General features: G+C 68.0%; 16 protein-coding genes and 1 pseudogene. 13 read left to right on the top strand and 4 right to left on the bottom strand.

What is annotated here, in order from left to right:
• The first annotated feature begins 108 nt into the window (after window positions 1-108).
• On the top strand, window positions 109-279 hold the full coding sequence (locus P1P70_RS01940) for a hypothetical protein (RefSeq protein ID WP_179202229.1): 171 nt from the start codon (window positions 109-111) through the stop codon (window positions 277-279).
• A 103-nt stretch (window positions 280-382) separates the two neighbouring features.
• Here the strand turns inward: P1P70_RS01940 and P1P70_RS01935 are convergent, their stop codons facing one another.
• Together P1P70_RS01935 and P1P70_RS01930 are read right to left on the bottom strand one after the other, a co-directional pair.
• Window positions 383-3,541: a DUF1349 domain-containing protein gene (locus tag P1P70_RS01935; RefSeq protein ID WP_319233989.1), complete on the bottom strand. Its 3,159-nt coding sequence runs from the start codon at window positions 3,539-3,541 to the stop codon at window positions 383-385.
• A 208-nt stretch (window positions 3,542-3,749) separates the two neighbouring features.
• Entirely contained in the window at window positions 3,750-4,517 is a 768-nt protein-coding gene (locus P1P70_RS01930) for a FadR/GntR family transcriptional regulator (protein ID WP_319233988.1), read from the bottom strand.
• 130 nt (window positions 4,518-4,647) lie between these two features.
• On the opposite strand from P1P70_RS01930, the gene P1P70_RS01925 reads away from it, so the two are divergent.
• From P1P70_RS01925 to P1P70_RS01870, 12 genes and pseudogenes are all read left to right on the top strand, one after another.
• The gene (locus tag P1P70_RS01925; RefSeq protein ID WP_319233987.1) at window positions 4,648-5,763 is read left to right on the top strand and encodes an enolase C-terminal domain-like protein; all 1,116 of its coding nucleotides are present in this window, start codon (window positions 4,648-4,650) and stop codon (window positions 5,761-5,763) included.
• A 95-nt stretch (window positions 5,764-5,858) separates the two neighbouring features.
• Window positions 5,859-7,223, top strand: coding sequence for an ABC transporter substrate-binding protein (locus tag P1P70_RS01920; protein ID WP_319233986.1), 1,365 nt, complete (start codon window positions 5,859-5,861; stop codon window positions 7,221-7,223).
• A gap of 12 nt (window positions 7,224-7,235) precedes the next feature.
• A complete protein-coding gene (locus P1P70_RS01915; RefSeq protein WP_319233985.1) occupies window positions 7,236-8,153 on the top strand; it encodes a sugar ABC transporter permease in 918 nt (305 codons plus the stop codon).
• 77 nt (window positions 8,154-8,230) lie between these two features.
• Window positions 8,231-9,115, top strand: coding sequence for a carbohydrate ABC transporter permease (locus P1P70_RS01910; RefSeq protein ID WP_319234006.1), 885 nt, complete (start codon window positions 8,231-8,233; stop codon window positions 9,113-9,115).
• A gap of 200 nt (window positions 9,116-9,315) precedes the next feature.
• The gene (locus P1P70_RS01905) at window positions 9,316-9,687 is read left to right on the top strand and encodes an L-rhamnose mutarotase (RefSeq protein WP_319233984.1); all 372 of its coding nucleotides are present in this window, start codon (window positions 9,316-9,318) and stop codon (window positions 9,685-9,687) included.
• Entirely contained in the window at window positions 9,684-10,535 is an 852-nt protein-coding gene (locus P1P70_RS01900; protein WP_319233983.1) for a fumarylacetoacetate hydrolase family protein, read from the top strand. Before P1P70_RS01905 ends, P1P70_RS01900 begins: the two co-directional genes overlap by 4 nt.
• A 20-nt stretch (window positions 10,536-10,555) precedes the next feature.
• A complete protein-coding gene (locus P1P70_RS01895; protein WP_319234005.1) occupies window positions 10,556-11,314 on the top strand; it encodes an SDR family NAD(P)-dependent oxidoreductase in 759 nt (252 codons plus the stop codon).
• Entirely contained in the window at window positions 11,311-12,378 is a 1,068-nt protein-coding gene (locus P1P70_RS01890) for an aldo/keto reductase (RefSeq protein WP_319233981.1), read from the top strand. Before P1P70_RS01895 ends, P1P70_RS01890 begins: the two co-directional genes overlap by 4 nt.
• Window positions 12,359-13,291: an amidohydrolase family protein gene (locus P1P70_RS01885; protein WP_319233979.1), complete on the top strand. Its 933-nt coding sequence runs from the start codon at window positions 12,359-12,361 to the stop codon at window positions 13,289-13,291. Before P1P70_RS01890 ends, P1P70_RS01885 begins: the two co-directional genes overlap by 20 nt.
• Window positions 13,252-13,578: a heterodisulfide reductase-related iron-sulfur binding cluster gene (locus P1P70_RS45640; RefSeq protein WP_413471404.1), complete on the top strand. Its 327-nt coding sequence runs from the start codon at window positions 13,252-13,254 to the stop codon at window positions 13,576-13,578. The genes P1P70_RS01885 and P1P70_RS45640 overlap by 40 nt, the downstream gene beginning before the upstream one ends.
• Window positions 13,467-14,254 (top strand): annotated as a pseudogene (locus P1P70_RS01875) (LUD domain-containing protein); the annotation flags it as partial. The gene P1P70_RS45640 and the pseudogene P1P70_RS01875, both read left to right, overlap by 112 nt.
• Window positions 14,255-14,312: 58 nt before the next feature.
• Window positions 14,313-15,182, top strand: a complete 870-nt coding sequence (locus tag P1P70_RS01870) for a TerC/Alx family metal homeostasis membrane protein (protein WP_319233978.1) — start codon at window positions 14,313-14,315, stop codon at window positions 15,180-15,182.
• A gap of 359 nt (window positions 15,183-15,541) precedes the next feature.
• Here the strand turns inward: P1P70_RS01870 and P1P70_RS01865 are convergent, their stop codons facing one another.
• A complete protein-coding gene (locus P1P70_RS01865) occupies window positions 15,542-16,261 on the bottom strand; it encodes a carbonic anhydrase (RefSeq protein ID WP_225617483.1) in 720 nt (239 codons plus the stop codon).
• Between the two features lie 964 nt (window positions 16,262-17,225).
• Window positions 17,226-17,606: a winged helix-turn-helix transcriptional regulator gene (locus P1P70_RS01860; RefSeq protein ID WP_192359662.1), complete on the bottom strand. Its 381-nt coding sequence runs from the start codon at window positions 17,604-17,606 to the stop codon at window positions 17,226-17,228.
• Between the last annotated feature and the right edge of the window lie 78 nt (window positions 17,607-17,684).

Here is a 17,684-nt window from a genome sequence, read left to right as displayed (position 1 = left end):
TCGACACATCTGCGGCAACGGCGATGTGACCGCGAGTTGATCACGCGTGCTCGTCACAGATGTCTGTTTTCAGCTGTATCCCCTCCACTGAAGCTTCAAGGAGTTCTTGTGAGTGCTGTCCTCAACAAGTCCCGCAGCATCGCCGTGTGTGCCGCCATCGTGTGCGGGGTCTTCGGAGCCGTGCTCGTCCCGGCGGAGGAGGCCCAGGCGATCAACGTACGCCCCTCGGTTTCCTGCCCCTCTGGTACGACCTGGAACGGTTCTGCCTGCGTAGGCTGACCTCGATTGCCCCGGGACCGGCTTCGGGGCGCTGCGTCTTTGTACGGCACCCGGCCCGGGTACGGGCCGGGTGCCGTACGTCATGTACTGGAGACGCGGTCGCTCAGTTGACGGAGAACTGGCTGAAGGCCGCGGTGCCGATACTTCCGGCGTGGGCCGTGGAGAACATGCCCGCGTCCAGAGTGCTGTTCGCTCCGGTCAGCGTCGCGGTGCCGACAGTGGTCCAGGTGGTGCCGTTGGCGGAGTAGGAGCCGGTGACCGACGTGCCGCTCCTGACCAGGCGGAGCCAGACCGGGGCGACGGTGGCGCTTCCTGTCTTGATGGTGTTGGTGTCGAGGTAGCCGTCACCGTTGGAGTCCGACGACAGGGCGACTCCGTTGCTGGGGGTGGTGGCCAGGACGAGGTACCCGGCGGACGAGCCGGCGGAGGCGATGTTGTTTCGCAGCATCAGGCCGGCTTTGGCCCAGCCGTTGGTCTTGTCCTGACTGGTGACACGGACAGTGACGGTCGAGGACGTTCCAGCGGCACCGGCCTGGTAGGCGGCGGAGTACTCGTCGTCGTACGCCGTGCCGGTGCGCCACATGTCGATGCCCGCGTTGGTCAGGGAGGTCACTTGGCCGCTCTGGCTGACGGCGGCCGGGATGGAACTGTATGCCTTGTAGGGAGAGGTGACGATGCGCAGGTTGCTGAATGCCGCGCTGCCGGCGGTGGTGCTGTGGGCCGTGTGGATGACACCGGCATCCTGGGTGGTCGCCATGGACGGCAGGGTCACCGTCGAGCCGACCTGGGTGAAGGTGGATCCGTCGGTGGAGTAGTGGGCGGACACCTGGGTGGCGGTGCGGGTGAGCCGCACCCAGACCGGTGCCTTGACGGTGGCAGCGGTGTTCGTGAGCTGGTCGAGGTATCCGTCGGCGTTGGAGTCCCGCTGGAAGCTGACGCCGTTGCTCGGGGTCACCACCACAGCCGCGTATCCGGCGGAGGAGCCGTCGCCCGTCAGGTTGTTGCGCAGGACGACGCCGGCCTTGGCCCAGCCGTTGGTGTTGTCCAGGTTGTCGACCCGGGCGGTCACCGACGTGCCGTCGCCGGCTGCCCCGTTTCGGAAGACCGTGCCGTACTCGTCCTCGTGCTGTCCGCCGGCGCCCCAGATGTCCTCGCCCGCGTCGGTGATCGTGAAGTGGCCGCCGCTCTGGCCGGTGTCGGCGGGGGTGGAGGAGTAGGCGCTGTAGGGGGAGTTGACGGGGTCGGTGGTCAGCGGACGGTACAGGGGCTGGATACCGGCGTTGTTCATGACCGTCCTGGCGGCTGACGGCCAGTTGCCGTTGCTGACGACGACGGTGCCGCTCACCACGTTACCGCGGCCGTCGGTGTTGGTGATGATCGAGGAACTGTTGCTCGTCCAGTTGTCGGTCAGGGTCAGGGCGCCGGTGTTGTTGACCGAGGTGCTGTTCTGCTGGGCCCAGCGGCCGGTGTTGCGGAAGACGTTGTTGGTGTCCGTGAAGTTCCGGGAGCCCTCGTCGTGGTAGAAGCCGAACCAACCGTTGTTGTTGTGGCAGTAGTTGCGTTCGAAGGTGCTGCCCGGTGACGCCGACAGGGTGTACAGGCATCCTCCGTCGGTCATCTGCTGCATGAGGTCGTGGATGTAGTTGTCGGTGACGTGGTTGTTCGCGGCGGTGGTCGCGGTCGTGTAGGTGGGCTGGTAGTCGTACAGGCCCCGGTTGACGTAGTCCTGGCTGCCGCCTATGTCGTTGACGCCCCAGCCGTAGCCGATGGTGATGCCGGAGTAGGGCAGGTTGTACACCTCGTTGTGCGAGACGGTCGCGCCGTTCACGTAGGTGACGAGGATGGCCGACATGTCGCGGTACTCCAACGCCACGTCGTGGATGAGGTTGTTGCTGAGCGTGATGTTCTGGTTGGTCATCCGGCTGTCACTGGGGTGGTGCGCGTTTGCCTGGATGCCGCCGACGACGATGCCGCCGCCCGCGTCCTGGGTGAAGACGTTGCCGGTCGCGGTGATGGTGTCGGCGCCCAGTCCCACGCCAGAGGTGTGGGCGCCCGCGTCGTTGCCGATACCGAGGCCGCTCTGTCCGAGCTGGGTGAACCGGTTGCCGGTGAACGTGATGTGGTCGGCGGCCGAGACCTGGACGGCGGAGGGCATCTGGTCCCAGTGGGGGCGGGTTGCTTCGAAGAGCGGGCAGCCGCTCTGGCACGAGGTCAGCGCGTCCGACGGGCGGTCCCAGGTACCGGAGATGTACGCGCCGGTCTGCTGGCTGGCGTAGCCGTGGGTGGTGGGGTCCAGCCAACTGGTGCCCGAGAACTGCAGCCCGGAGAAGGCGATGTGGGTGGCGGGGGAGGCGTATGTCCCTCCGACGCCGATGAGCGACTCCAGCTTCGGCACCTCGACGTCGGCCTCACTCATGTCCTGCCCGGTGAGCGGCTTGTAGTAGAGGGTGCCGGTAGCCGTGTCGAGGTACCACTCGCCGGCCGTGTCAAGGAACTCGTAGGCGTTCTCGATGTAGAGGGGGCCGTCGTGGAAGGGGCTCGTCAGGGTGTCGTAGCCGAAGGTGTTGTTGTTCCACGCGGGCTGGGTCATGGTGATGGTGCCGCTGCTGATGCCGGTCACCGGGGCATAACGGTCGGTGAAGGATCCGATGCCGTGGATCTCGGTCCGGCCGGGCTGCGCGAGGCTGTTGAGGTAGCTCAGCGAGCTGTTCGAGAAGGTGTAGCCGCTGGTGGTCGCGGTCAGGTGGGAGCGGGTGACCGAGGAGCGCGCCCTGGTGGCCAGGACGCCGTCGACGAACAGGTGGCGCGTGTTGAAGCCGGTGCCGACGTCGGCCTTCCAGATGTTCTTGGCCGAGTCCTGCACGGTCCAGCCGGTGGCCTTCTGCGCTCCGGTGATGACGGGACGGGCGCCGAGGGCGGCCTTCCAGTTCACGGTGTGGCCGCCCGTGCCGGAGTCCGCCGAGGTGAAGGCGAGTGGCGAGGAGAGACGGTAGGTGCCGTCGGCGAGCTCGACCGTGATGTCACCGGTCATGGCGTCGTTGATCGCCCGCACTTGGGTCTTGGCCTGGGTGATGGAGCACGGCTGGCTCGTGGAGCAGGCGGTGCCGGAGCCGTTCGGCGCGGCGTACAGCGTCGTGCCGGCCGCGAAGGCGGGGCCGGCCTGAACGAGGACCGTGGCCGTCGAGGCAGTGAGGACGGCGGCTGTGGCCAGCCATGATCTGAGACGGTGAGAAACCGGGGGACGGATGCGGGTTGTTCGCACGTGACACCTTCCGGGAGGTTCGGGGGGCCCATGGGGCTCTTGGTGGGGGCAGGAGAGGCCCGGCCGCCAAGAGGGAAGGGGGTAACAGCGATGAACATTAGACGTCATACGAATTTCGTCAATAGGTTGCGCGCTGCCGGCTCGGCCCCAACCTGGACATGCGAACGCCCCCGGCCTGTCGGCTCGGGGGCGTTGTCGGTGGGAGATCTCAGGAGGCGGGCGAGCCGACGTTCGGCGAGCGGCGGCGGCTCCAGGCGGTCTGGATGTGTGCCGCCATGGCCTGCGCGGCCCCCTCGGAGTCCCGGGCCAGCAGCCGCTCGGCGACTGCGCGGTGCTCCGCGTTGGCCCGCTCGCACGCGGTCGCGTCCGGAGTGCCGTTGTACAGGAACGTCGTGCGCGCCTGGGCGTGGAGGATCCGGATGATGGAACGCCCGAGCCTGTTGTGGGATGCCTGCATGATCCGGTCGTGGAAGGCCACGTCGGTCTCGATGAAGCGTGCCGGGACGACGGTTTCCTCGTCGAGCCGGGCGAGCAGCCGCTCGATGGCTCGCAGGTCGTCGTCGGTGGCCAGGTCCGCGGCCTGGGCTGTCATCTGGGCTTCCAGTGTCGAGCGGATGTCGACCAACTGGTCGAGGACGACGAGTTGGTCGTCATGCTGGACGGTGGCGGCGAGCACGATGGGGTCGAGGAGGTTCCATTCCTCGGGCGGGGTCACGGTGGTGCCGGAGCCCTGCCGGGCGAGGACCAGCCCCTTGGCCTCCAGGGACTTCACCGCCTCACGGATGGTGATGCGGCTGACACCGAACGTCTCGCAGAGCTCGGGTTCGACCGGCAGGGTCGACCCTGGGGGAAGGGCGCCCGAAACGATCGTGTCGGTGAGGCTCTCCATGACGGCCTGCGCCAGTCGGGCCGGACGCTTGGGCCAGGGCTTGAGAACAGCCGACTCCTCTGCTCTGCCGGTGTTGTTCTTGGCCATTCGTGATCCCCCCTTGTAGGTGCGGATGGCGGCGAGTTTACTGCGCCGAACTCCTTGACAGCATTCGTATGACGACTTACGTTACACGAAAATTTCGCAGCAGTACTTCCCGTCGCAAGGGGTGCAAGCCGTGCGCATTGCCGAAATCGAGTGCCATCCGGTCCGGGTGCCGGGAGTCAGACCGCCCTTCGTCTGGCGGGAAGGACTCCTGGGCAGCCCGGCCGAGGGCCAGGCCGCAGTACTGCGCATCCGCACGGACGAAGGGGTCGAGGGGGTGGCCATGTCCCCCCGGCGGGGCAGTGGGGTCATCCTGGCGGACCTGCTGGACCGCGTACTGCGTGCGGAGTTGGTGGGGCAGGATCCCCTGCAGCGGGAATGGCTCTGGCACCGCATGTGGGAGCTGGACCGCACGGAGGAACTCCCGCTCTACCTGCTGGGGCTGGTCGACACCGCGCTGTGGGACCTGGCCGGACGACTCGCCGACCGGCCCACCTGGCAGATGCTGGGCGGTTACCGCACCTCGATACCCGCCTACGCCTCCACTGTCACCTACTCCTCGGTCGAGGAGTACCTGGACATCGCCGACCAGGCCCTGGAGCTCGGCTACCCCGCCATCAAGCTACACGCCTGGGGTGACGCCCGCCGCGACGCCCGCCTGTCGGTGGCATTGCGCGAGCATGTGGGGGATGGCGTCCCCCTGATGTTCGACGGGTCGGCGGGTTTCGACCTCCCCGACGCGATCCATCTCGGGCACGCCCTCTCGGACGCCGGCTACCTCTGGTACGAGGAGCCGATGAGGGAGTTCAGCGTCACCGCGTACAAGCGCCTGGCCGACGCGGTGGCCGTTCCCCTTCTCGTGGCCGAGACCTCCGACGGGGCGCACATGAACTCGGCCGACTTCATCCAGGCCGGCGCCGCCACCTTCGGAGTCCGCGCCTCCACCCAACTGCGCGGCGGCTTCACCGGCGCCATGCGCACCGCCCACCTCGCCGACGCCTACCGGCTGCGCGCCGAGGTGCACGGCCCGGAGATCCCCAACCGGCACCTGTGCATGGCCATCTCGAACACCACGTACTACGAGTCGCTGGTCATGGGTAACCCCATCAGCCGCGAGAGCGGCATCGACACCCACGGCCTCGTCCACGCCCCCACCGGTCCGGGCGTCGCTCTTCCGGCGGGCTTGGACTACCCTCCCGCCCTTCAGGCATTTGTCGACAAGGAGACCGTCACCCCGCCCCGGGCCTGATGACCGGAGCCCCAGGCCCGACCGCCTGTTTCGAACACCCCCGAACGCGGCGCCTCTCACCGCTGTGCGCCATTTCCCAAGATCTGAGGTCAGTCATGAACGACGACGTTCCGGTTTCCTCCCGCCGCCATCTCAGACACACGGCCGTCGCCCTCCTGGGTGCCGTCTCCCTCCTCTCGCTCGCCGCCTGCGGAAGCGCGGACCCCACACCCACGGCGACTTCCTCCCCGGGCTCCTTCAAACCTGTCGCACAGAAGGAGGGCAGCGAGATCACGGTCTGGGCGGACGCCACCCGTGTGCCCGGCGTGCAGGCGTACCAGAAGGCGCACCCGGACGTGAAGATCAAGATCGTCACGTACAGCGGGGACGCCAACGGCGCCAACGACCTGCAGACCAAGGTCCAGCTGTTCGACCGGACCGGCAGCGGGTGGCCCGACGTCGCCTTCAGCGCCAATGTCAACGACGCCAGCTGGGCGTCCCAGGGCAAGACCCCCTATGCCGCGCCCCTCAACCAGGACGTGGTCGCCCAGTCCACGCTCAAGGGCTTCGCCGACGGCGCGCTCGACCCCTGCACCTTCAACGGCAACACCTACTGCCTGCGCAACGACCTGGCGCAGAACGTGCTCTGGTACAACAAGAAGCTCATGGACGAGTTCGGGTACTCCGTCCCGACCACCTGGGAGGAGTACCAGGCACTCGGCAAGAAGGTCGCCAAGGAGCACCCCGGCTACCTGGTCGGAACCGCCGGGGACGCCTGGAGCCCCGAGGTGTACTTCTGGGCGAGCCAATGCCCTGCCAGCACGGCGACCGGCGCCAGGAAGGTCAAGGTCGACCTCCAGGATTCCAAGTGCACCCGGATGGCCAAGCTGCTCGACAGCCTGATCGCCAAGGGCTCGGTCTCCAAGGACACCGTCTTCAGCGCCGGCTTCGTCAAGAACAAGGCGAGCAAGGTCCTCATGCTCCCCGGCCCCTCCTGGTACGGCCAGGTGCTCTTCAACTCCACCTTCAAGATCCCCAAGGGGCAGATCGCCGCCGCCTCACCCCTGAAGTTCGAGGGCGACGCAAAGAACTACACCGGCAACGTCGGCGGTGGCCTGTGGTTCGTCTCCTCCCACAGCAAGAACCTCAAGGCCTCTTCCGACCTGGTGACCTGGATGGCGACCTCCAAGGCCTACCAGGCCACCGCGGGCACCTATCCCGCGTACGAGCAGGCAGCCGTCGCCTGGCTCGCCGGCCAGCGGAGGACCGGCTACTTCGCCGAGGACGTCAGCCCGGCCTTCCAGGAGGCGGCGGAACTCATCTGGCCCGGCTGGTCCTCCACCCAGTACAGCCAGGAAGCGATCTACTCCTCCACCGTGATCCCGGCCCTGAACTCGGGCAAGACCCTCACCGACACCCTGGGCACCTGGCAGACGGCCATCACCGACAAGGCCAAGTCCCTCGGATACACCGTCAACTAGCGAAGCGGACCGATGACCACCCACCTCGCAACGGAGCGGAGCGGCCGCCGCGGCCGCTCGGCCCGTAACCCGGTCGGACGCGCCGGTTACGTCTTCGTCTCCGGCTATGTCCTCCTCCTGCTCGCCTTCGGCGTCCTGCCCACCGGTTACGCGGTGTGGCTGGCACTGTCCAACTCCCGCAACCAACTCGTGGGACTCGGCAACTTCACCCGGACGTTCGCCGACTACCGCTTCGGTCCGGCCTTCCTCCACATCGGCCTGTACCTGGTGGTCTGGCTGGCCAGCCTGATGATCCTGGTCGTACTGCTCTCCCTGATGCTGCACGGCCGCATGCGCAGAACCTCCACCAGCCTGCGGTTCCTGTTCTACCTGCCGGGTGCCCTCGCAGGGGTGGCGAGCGTACTGCTCTTCCTGATCCTCCTCGACCCGGCTGCCAGTCCCGTCGGCTGGCTGCTGAAGAGCTTCGGCTGGAACACCCTCGCCCAGGTCAACGCCCCCGGCCACCTGCCGGTGCTCTTCACCGTCATCGCCTTCTGGACCGGAGCCGGCGGCTGGATCGTGGTCATGTACGGCGCGCTCAACAGCATCCCCGACGAAATCCTGGAGGCCGCTCGCATCGACGGCGCCAGTACGCTCCAGATCGCCCTGCGCATCCAGATCCCGATGATCACCAAGTGGATCGCGTACATGCTGATCCTGGCCTTCGCCGCCGGCACCCAGCTCTTCGTCGAGCCGCAACTGGTCTCCCTCGCCAGCTGGGGCATGATCCCCGACAGCTGGTCACCGAACCAGCTCTCCTACCAGTACGCCTTCCAGGCAGGCGACTTCAACGGCGCGGCGGCGCTCTCCGTCGACCTCCTCCTCCTGGGCCTCGCCTGCGCGGCGCTCGTCGTCTTCCGTACGGGCCTGTTCGACAGGGACGAAGGATGACCACAGCTCCCACGACCACAGCCCGCCGAACCCCGCCGTCCCATGCCGCCGTCGCCCGCACCAGCCCGAGGAAGCCCATGAGCCGCAAGCGCCGCCCAAGCTCGCTGGCCGCCAGGCTGGCCTGGTTCATCGTCATGGGCCTGTCCGCGCTGTTCTTCTGTGTGCCGGTGGTGTGGCTCCTGCTGGCCCCGACCAAGACCGACAGCCAGATCGTGCGGGACAGCCCGTTCTCCTTCGGCTCTCTCGGCTCGATCGCCGACGCCTGGAATCACCTCTACGCCTTCCAGGACGGCGCCATCCTCACCTGGCTGCTCAACTCGGCGCTCTACACGTTCGGCGCGCTGGCCGTGACCCTGGTGACGTCGATCCCCGCCGGGTACGCGCTGGCTCTCACCCAGTTCATCGGGCGACGGATGCTGTTGACCATCACCATGCTCGTGATGCTCATGCCGACGGCCGCGATGGTGCTGCCCCTGTACCTGGGCATGAACGCCGTGCACCTGGACGGCACGATCTGGTCGGTCATCCTGCCCTTCTCCTTCTTCCCGTTCGGGGTCTACCTCACCTACATCTACTTCTCCTCCAACGTCCCCTCCGACCTGCTGGCCGCAGCGCGCATCGACGGCTGCTCCGAGTGGCAGGTGTTCCGTCTCGTCGCGATGCCGCTGGCCAAGCCCGTGATCGCCCTGGTCGGCTTCTTCAACTTCGTCGGCAACTGGAACAACTTCTTCCTGCCGTTCGTGATGCTGCCCGACAGCTCCCAATACCCGGCCCAGGTCGGGCTGAACAACCTGCTCGCCGCCTCGCCACTGTTCAACACCTCCGGCGGCGCGGGAAACCAGATCATGCGGCCCGAACTGGCCCTGGCCACCCTGGTGACCATCGTCCCCGTTCTGATCGTGTTCCTCTTCTCCCAACGCGCTCTCGTGTCCGGCATGCTCGCCGGCGCGACAAAGGAGTGAGGCGGCAACCACCCCCGGTGACTCCTCCGTCCACCCATGGCCCGCCGAGACGGACGGGAGTCGTCGAACGTGCTCGGCGCCCTGTCGGTACCACGTACTGACAGGGCGCCGGAACCGCCTTCCCCTTTCGCCGATGCGTCGCAAGGCACGCCCTGTCCGGGCTGTCCGGCAACACGGCCCACATTCACCGGAAGGACCCGATGAAACGCGTTGCCCAGACGATCCGCCTGCGGCCGGAACACCGTGACCTGTATCTGCGCCTGCACTCCGCGGTATGGCCGGGTGTCGAGGCCGCGCTGAGAGCCGCGAACATCCGCAACTACAGCATCTTTCTGCGCGACAACACGCTGTTCGGCTACTTCGAGTACCACGGCGACGACTTCGAGTCCGACATGGCCGCGATCGGCGCCGACCCGGCCACCCAAGCCTGGTGGAAGCTCACCGGCCCCTGTCAGGAGCCCTGGGCCGATAGCGGCACCGGGGGCACCTGGTCGGACCTGACCGAGATCTGGCATCTGACCCCTCGGCGACAGCCGTCTGACAACCACCCACGGCAAGGAGACGCCCAGTGAAACTGCTACGAGTCGACGCCCCCGGACAGGAACGTCCCGCTGTCCGCACCGGCGACGGCCGGCTGCTGGACCTGTCGTCCGTGACGCCGGACATCGACGGCGTCTTCCTGGCCTCGGGCGGAGTCGACCGGGCGCGCGTCGCCGTCATGGCGGGGGAGCTGCCCGAACTGGACCCCGCCGGCCTGCGCGTCGGTGCCCCCGTCGCCCGACCCGGCAAGATCGTCTGCGTCGGTCTGAACTACCGCGATCACGCCGCCGAGACCGGTGCGGCGCTGCCCACGCGTCCGGTGGTCTTCATGAAGGACTCGGGCACGGTCGTCGGCCCGTACGACGAGGTGCTGATCCCCCGCGGCTCCGTGAAGACCGACTGGGAGGTCGAACTCGCGGTCGTCATCGGACGACGGGCCCGCTATCTCGAGGGTCCGGAAGCGGCGCGGGCCGTGATCGCGGGGTACACGGTCAGCCACGACGTCTCCGAGCGCGAGTTCCAGCTGGAGTACTCGTCGCAGTGGGACCTCGGCAAGTCCTGCGAGACGTTCAACCCCCTCGGTCCGTGGCTGGTCACCGCCGACGAGGTCGGCGATCCGCAGGACCTCGGGCTGCATTTGAGCGTCAACGGGGTGAAGCGGCAACATGGCCGCACCGGCGACATGATCTTCCCGGTCGACCACCTCGTGTCGTACCTGAGCCAGTACATGGTCCTGGAGCCGGGCGACGTGATCAACACCGGGACGCCCGCGGGCGTGGCCCTCGGCCTCCCCGGCACCCCCTACCTCCGCCCCGGCGACACCGTCGAGCTCTCCGTCGACGGCCTCGGCGCCCAGCGCCAGACCTTCGGCCAAGCGTGAAAGAGGCCCCTGTGAGCAACTTGAGCGGCTTGTCAGGGCTCAAGGCCGCCGTCACCGGCGGCGCGTCCGGCATCGGGCTGGCCACATCCCGGATGCTGGCCGAGCACGGCGCCACCGTGGCCGTCATGGACCTCGACCCCTCCGGCGCCCCCGAGCCGCTGATCGCCATCCAGACCGACCTCGGCGACGACGCATCGGTACGTGTCGCCGTGGAGGTGACTGCCGGGCAGCTCGGCGGCCTGGACATCCTGGTGAACAACGCGGGCATCGGCGCCATGGGTACCGTCGAGGACAACCCCGACGAGGAGTGGCACCGCGTCCTCGACGTCAACGTCCTGGGAACGGTGCGCACCACGCGCGCCGCCCTGCCGTATCTACGGCGCTCGTCGCACGCGGCAGTCGTCAACACATGCTCCATCGCGGCCACCGCGGGCCTTCCCCAGCGCGCCCTGTACTCCGCCAGCAAGGGCGCCGTGCTGTCGCTGACCCTGGCGATGGCCGCAGACCACGTCCGTGAGGGCATCCGCGTCAACTGCGTCAACCCCGGCACCGTCGACACGCCCTGGGTAGCCCGGCTCCTGCACGCCGCAGACGACCCGGAGGCGGAACGCGCCGCCCTCGACGCACGCCAGCCCCAGGGCCGCCTGGTCACCGCGGACGAGGTGGCGGCGGCCGTGGTCTACCTGGCGAGCCCAGCCGCAGGGTCCGTCACCGGCATGGCCCTGGCCGTCGACGGTGGCATGCAGGGGCTGCGGCTCCGCCCGGCGGGCGGCTCATGAGAGAGACGACGCTGGGCGGCACCGGTGTCAAGGTCACCGAGCTGTCGTTCGGGGCCGCCGGCATCGGCAACCTCCTCCACCCGGTCACCGACGAGGCCGCCTTCGCCACGGTGGAGACGGCCTGGAACGCGGGTGTACGCACCTTCGACACCGCCCCGCACTACGGACTCGGGCTGTCCGAGCGACGCCTGGGCGCCGCGCTGCGCGGACGCGACCGCGACACGTACACCGTCTCCACCAAGGTCGGACGACTGCTCGAACCCAACCCTGAAGGCGGCCGGGGCGACGATCTCGCCCACGGCTTCGCCGTGCCCGACACCCACCGGCGGGTCTGGGACTTCAGCCGCGACGGAGTCCTGCGCTCCCTGGAAGCGAGCCTGGACCGTCTCTGCCTGGACCGGGTGGACATCGCCCTGCTGCACGACCCGGACAACCACGCCGAGCAGGCTCTCACCGAGGCATATCCAGTGCTGGAACGGTTGCGCGGTGAAGGCGTCGTCAAGGCGATCGGCATCGGAGTGAACCAGTGCGCACTCCCCGCCCGCTTCCTGCGCGAGACCGACATCGACGTGGTCCTGCTCGCCGGCCGCTACACCCTGCTGGAGCAGGAGGGGCTTGCGGAGGTGCTGCCGGAGGCCGCCGCCCGAGGCAGAAGTGTCATCGTCGGCGGGGTGTTCAACTCGGGCCTGCTCACCGACCCGCAACCCGGGGCCACGTACGACTACGCGCCCGCTCCGCAGCATGTACGGGACCGGGCCCTGCGCTTGAAGGCGGTCACCGAACGCCACGGCGTACCGCTGCGCGCAGCCGCGCTGCGCTTCCCGCTCGGCCATCCGGCGGTCGCGAGCGTGCTGTCGGGCGCGCGTTCCGCCGAGGAGGTCCGCGACACGGTGGTCCAGATGCGTCGAACGGTACCGGCCGCGCTCTGGGAGGGACTGAGCGCCGAGACACTGCTGCCGCCGCACGTCCCCGTCCCCGCCGCCACACCGGTCGACGAAGCCGATCGACCGAGGGAGGAGTCGAAGAGTCGTGGAGGTGACCGCCATGGAGGGGAACACCGCTGAGGGACTCATAGACGCACACCACCACGTGTGGGACCTCTCCGTCCGCGACCAGGACTGGATCACCGGACCGGAACTCGTCCCGCTGCACCGCGACTTCCTCCTCGCCGACCTGGAGCCCGAGGCCCGGACAGCCGGTGTCACCGCGACGGTTCTGGTCCAGACGATCGACGTGCCGGAGGAAACGCCCGAGTTCCTGGCATTGGCACAGGACAGCGACCTGGTGTCCGGCGTCGTGGGCTGGACCGACCTGACCTCCCCGGACGTCTCCAGCGCGCTCGCGGCGCTGCGGGAGGGGCCGGGTGGTGAGCACCTGGTGGGCATCCGCCACCAGGTGCAGGGCGAATCCGATCCGCGCTGGCTGGTGCGGCCGGACGTGCTGCGTGGGCTCGCCGCGGTAGCCGAAGCGGGGCTCGTGTACGAGCTGGTCGTCCGGCCCCACCAGCTCGCGGCCGCGCATGAGGCCGCCCTACGGCTTCCCGGCCTCACCTTCGTACTCGATCACGCGGGCAAGCCCCCCATCGCCTCGGGCGAGCTGCGGCCATGGGCGGACGCGGTGTGCCTGCTGGCCTCGCTGCCCACCACCGTCTGCAAGCTCTCCGGCATGGTGACAGAGGCCGATTGGGACCAGTGGAGCGTCGAGGACCTCCGGCCCTACGCCAACACGGTGCTGGAAGCCTTCGGACCGCGGCGGCTGATGTTCGGCTCCGACTGGCCCGTCTGCCGACTGGCCGCCACCTACACCGAAGTCATCTCCACCGCACGGGAGTTGACGGCCGCACTCCAACCCGCCGAACGCCACGAAGTCTTCGCTGGAACCGCTCTGCGGACCTACGGCCTGACCTCCACCAGCTCCCCGGCCGCTCAGGAAGCACCATGCGCAAAGCCCTCTTCATCACCTGTTTCAACGACATGATGTTCCCCCGCACCGGTCAGGCGGTGACCGAGGTGCTGGAAAGGCTCGGCCACACCGTGGAGTTCCCGCGGGGCCAGACCTGCTGCGGCCAGATGCACTTCAACACCGGATACCGCCCCGAGACCCTGCCCATGGTCCGTCGCTTCGCCGAGGTCTTCGCGGACTACGGCTGGCGGTCACCGCCGAACTCGACGACTGGGAGGACCTGCGGGAGACGGCGGCAGCCGTCAAGCGCCGCACCCTGCGTCACCTCGACCGCCATCTCCTGCGGCTGGAGGAGACGGTGACCGCCGCCGGTGGCACGGTCCACTGGGCGGCGGACGCGGCCGAGGCGAACGCGGTCGTGACGCGGCTGGTGCAGGCGACCGGAGAGACCGAGATCATCAAGGTCAAGTCGATGGCGACTCAGGAGATCGGACTGAACGAGGCACGAGCCGAAGCGGGCATCCGCGCCTACGAGACCGATCTCGCCGAACTGATCGTGCAGTTGAGCGGTGACCGCCCTCGCACATCCTCGTACCGGCCATCCACCGGGGCCGCTCCGAGATCCGTGAGATCTTCCGGCGGCAGATGGGGAAGTGGGGCCGACCGGCCCCCGAGGGACTCACCGACGACCCGCGTGACCTGGCCGAAGCGGCCCGGCTCCATCTGCGGGAGAAGTTCCTGCGGGCCAAGGTGGCCGTCTCCGGGGCCAACTTCGCTGTCGCCGACACCGGAACGGTTGTGGTCGTGGAGTCGGAGGGCAACGGGCGGATGTGCCTGACCCTGCCGGAGTCCCTGATCACCGTCATGGGCATCGAGAAAGTCCTGCCCTCCTTCGCCGACCTGAACGTCTTCCTCCGGCTGTTGCCCCGCTCGTCCACGGGGGAGCGGTTGAATCCGTACACCTCGCTGTGGACCGGCGTCACCGAGGGGGACGGGCCGCAGGGTCTTCATCTGGTGCTCCTCGACAACGGCCGCTCGTCAGCCGGGCGCCGAAGGCGGCGAGCCGCTGGACCGCCGCCAGCCGCCCCGGAGACCGTTGTCGTCCCTCAAGGAAGCCGGCACCTGGACGGTGGTGTGGATCGTTCTGGCCGTCGTCTTCGGGGTCGGGATGTGGAACTTCGCTGGGGGCGGGCCCATGGGGGAGTTCTTCGCCGGGTACATCACAGAGAAGTCGCTCAGCGTCGACAACCTCTTTGTCTTCGTGCTGATCATGGCCAAGTTCGCGGTGCCCTCGCAGTACCAGCAACGGGTGCTGATGGTCGGCGTGTTGGTGGCGCTGGTGCTGCGGGCAGGCTTCATCGCGGCAGACGCGGCGATCATCTCCGCCTTCTCCTGGGTGTTCTACATCTTCGGTGCCTTCCTGATCTGGACCGCGTGGAAGCTCGTCCAGGACGCACGCAAGCACGACCACGAGGAGGAGTACCAGGAGAACGAACTGCTGAAGTTGGCGGAGCAGCGCTTCGGGGTGGCCGACCGTTACCACGGCACCAAGCTGTTCGTCACCGAGAACGGCAGACGGGTGATGACCCCGATGCTGGTCGTGATGCTCGCGATCGGCTCCACGGACGTCCTGTTCGCCCTCGCCTCCATCCCCGCCATCTACGGCCTGACACAGGACCCGTACATCGTGTTCACCGCGAACGCGTTCGCGCTGATGGGTCTCGGGCAGCTGTACTTCCTCATCGGCGGCCTGCTGAAGAAGTTGGTCCACCTCTCCTACGGCCTGTCGATCATTCTGGGGTTCATCGGCGTCAAACTGCTGCTGCACGCGCTGCACGAGTCCGGCGTCCACGTCCCCGAAATCAGCTTCCCCTTCTCGCTCGGCTTCATCGTGCTCGTCCTGACGGTCACGACCCTCACCAGCCTGCGCGCCTCGAAGAAGCAGGCGGTGGCTGAGGCCGGGTAGTGGACTGACGCCAGGAACTGTCGCGCCGCCTCGGGACTGCGTCGGCGGTCGGCCTGCGAGTACGAGCACCGTCCCGGCAACGCCGCCTCTCTCGCGTCCCCCGGGCCCACACGGGTCATCGGGTCTCCGCGCCGGGGGTCGGTGCGGAGGTCGCGTAGCGCTCGACGGTTGCTCTGCGTGAGCGTGATCTCTGACCGGACAGGGAAAACACGCGTGACTGTGATCCGTGAGCTCGACGTCTCACTGGTGGACGTATCGCATGTCCGGAAGTGTGGTGGTGAGGAAAACGAATCGACCGACTCCGCCGAAAATTCGGCTGGTGAGATTGTTTCGGCGGAGTCGGTCGAACGAACATCAGGTCACGCGGAGGGCGCTCCGGTGAGCACTTCCACCCGGCCGGAGTCGAGCGAGTAATAGGCGCTGACCACGGCCAGGGAACCCTTCTTCACCAACGGGGCGAGATCCCTGTTGGACCGCAGAGCGGCAGAGGTCTGCTTGACGTGGATGCGGGTCATGGCATCCACCGGGTCGTCATGCTTTTCCTTGACGGTCTCCTTGTACGCCGGGCGCAGCGCGTCGGCGATCGACTGGAGGTTTCCGGGGAGCTTCTTGCCGTCGCGCATGGCCTCGTACGACGCCTTGACGGCACCACAGCGCTGGTGGCCGAGGACGACGATCAGGGGGGTGCCGGAGGTCATGGGCCCGTACTCGACGGAACCGGTGACCACCGAGTCGACGACCTGGCCGCCGGTGCGCATGACGAACAGATCGCCGAGCCCGGTGTCGAAGAGCAGCTCCGGCGGCACCCGGGAGTCGATGCACGAGAGGATCACTCCGAAGGGATCCTGCTCCGCGGCCACGAATTCCCGCCGCTCGGGGTCTCGGTCGGGATGCCTGAGGTCACCCTCCTGCCAGCGCTTGTTGCCGTCCATCAGCCGTGAGAACGCACTCCACGGCGAGGAGGGGCGGGCGCCCGCGGCCGGCGGGGCGGACGTGGCCGCTGCGTTTGCCGCCTTGCTTGCTTCCTTTTCGTCCGTCTTCGAGGAACAGCCGGAGAGGACGGCGGCGGTGGCTGCCAACCCCCCGGTGAGAATGGTTCTGCGGAGTGGGTGTCCAGCTATAGACATTGGTCGTTCTTTCATTCGTTCTCACGCCGGATTCCCCCCGAGCGCTTTGAGACACGTAGTTATATCAGGAGATAGGTAACGCGATGTAAAAGGCCGACAGGCGGCTGTGCGCTGAAGCGAGGGAAGGCGTGTGGAAAATGTGCATGCCGTGTGGGAATTGCTGCGGGCGGGGGATCTGCCCCGATCGCGGGACGAAAACCCTGTGAATCCGTCCTCGGCGGGCCAGGTGGATGTGGCGTGCGTCACGCTGGCCCATTGGTTACCTTGATGTAACTGGTTACGGATCGTGAGTATGGGGGGCGCCCCCTGAACTGTCGCCCGGAGTCCGATTCCCCCCGAGTGCCCGGGCGGCAGCAGGCCCCGGCGGTCCTTGACACCGGCCGTCGGGGCCGCTTTCCCCGCCGGAATCGGGGAGGGCCCGCCCGCCGCAGGCGCCGCGGAGAGCTACGAGGCCGTGGGGTGCTGGCGGATCGCTCGATCGCGCCCCTGTCCGCGTGGGCGTACTGCTCCTTGCTGTCTTGAACGGCGCGCCGCGACCCGGCGTCGGCCGCGCAAGCCGCGCCCCCCGTACGCCGCCGACGGCTCGTCGGCCGGCCTCACGAGCATGGACGGCGTGGACGTCCTGCGCCTCAGGGAGGGCGGATCGTCGGGATGTGACTGTTTCTCAGGCGGCTGACGACAGGCGGCCGAGGGCGCGCCTCCGGGGGCGGTGAGCCGCCCGCACCCTCTCCGACACAAACCGTCCGACCTTCGTGCAGTCGGCGATGGCGGACGCCATGACGGCGCGCATGCTGACCGTCCCCGTGCTGACCGACTCGGTGCCGAACGTCTCCGTGCCGACCGCCGCGCTGCCGCTGTCCGCACGAGGCCGCAGCGACTTCAGGACGCCGCCCGCACCGTTGGGTTCGCCAACCAGTCACGGTCCCTGGCGGGTGTCGAAGCGCTCGCGTGCCGCGAGTACTTCGGCCATGTGCTCCTCGGCCCAGAGGCCCAGTGCGTGAATCGGGGCGTGCAGGGTGCGCCCCAGTGGGGTCAGTTCGTATTCGACCCTCGGGGGCACCTCGGCATACATGTGGCGGGTGACGAGTCCGTCCCGTTCCAGGTCTCGAAGGGTCTCGGTGAGGACCTTGGAGCTGATGCCGTCGACGGTGGCGCGCAGGTCGCGGAACCGCATGCGCGTGCGGTCGGCACTGAGGGCGATGACCACCATGGCCGTCCACTTGTTGGCGATGCGAGCGAGCGAGGTACGGGACGGGCAGGTCGCCGTCATGACATCGAAGGCCGGAAGCTGTGGCATGCGCCACATCCCCTCATTGGTTCACGTTGGACTGGCTGATTATCGGTGGTGAGTGTAAAGCCTCAGCAGGCAGCTCGG

It is taken from the genome of Streptomyces sp. MB09-02B, assembly GCF_033794485.1.
GTDB lineage: Bacteria > Actinomycetota > Actinomycetes > Streptomycetales > Streptomycetaceae > Streptomyces.
The sequence above is the reverse complement of the archived record's forward strand: the minus strand, read 5'-3'. Positions and strand labels throughout refer to the sequence as shown.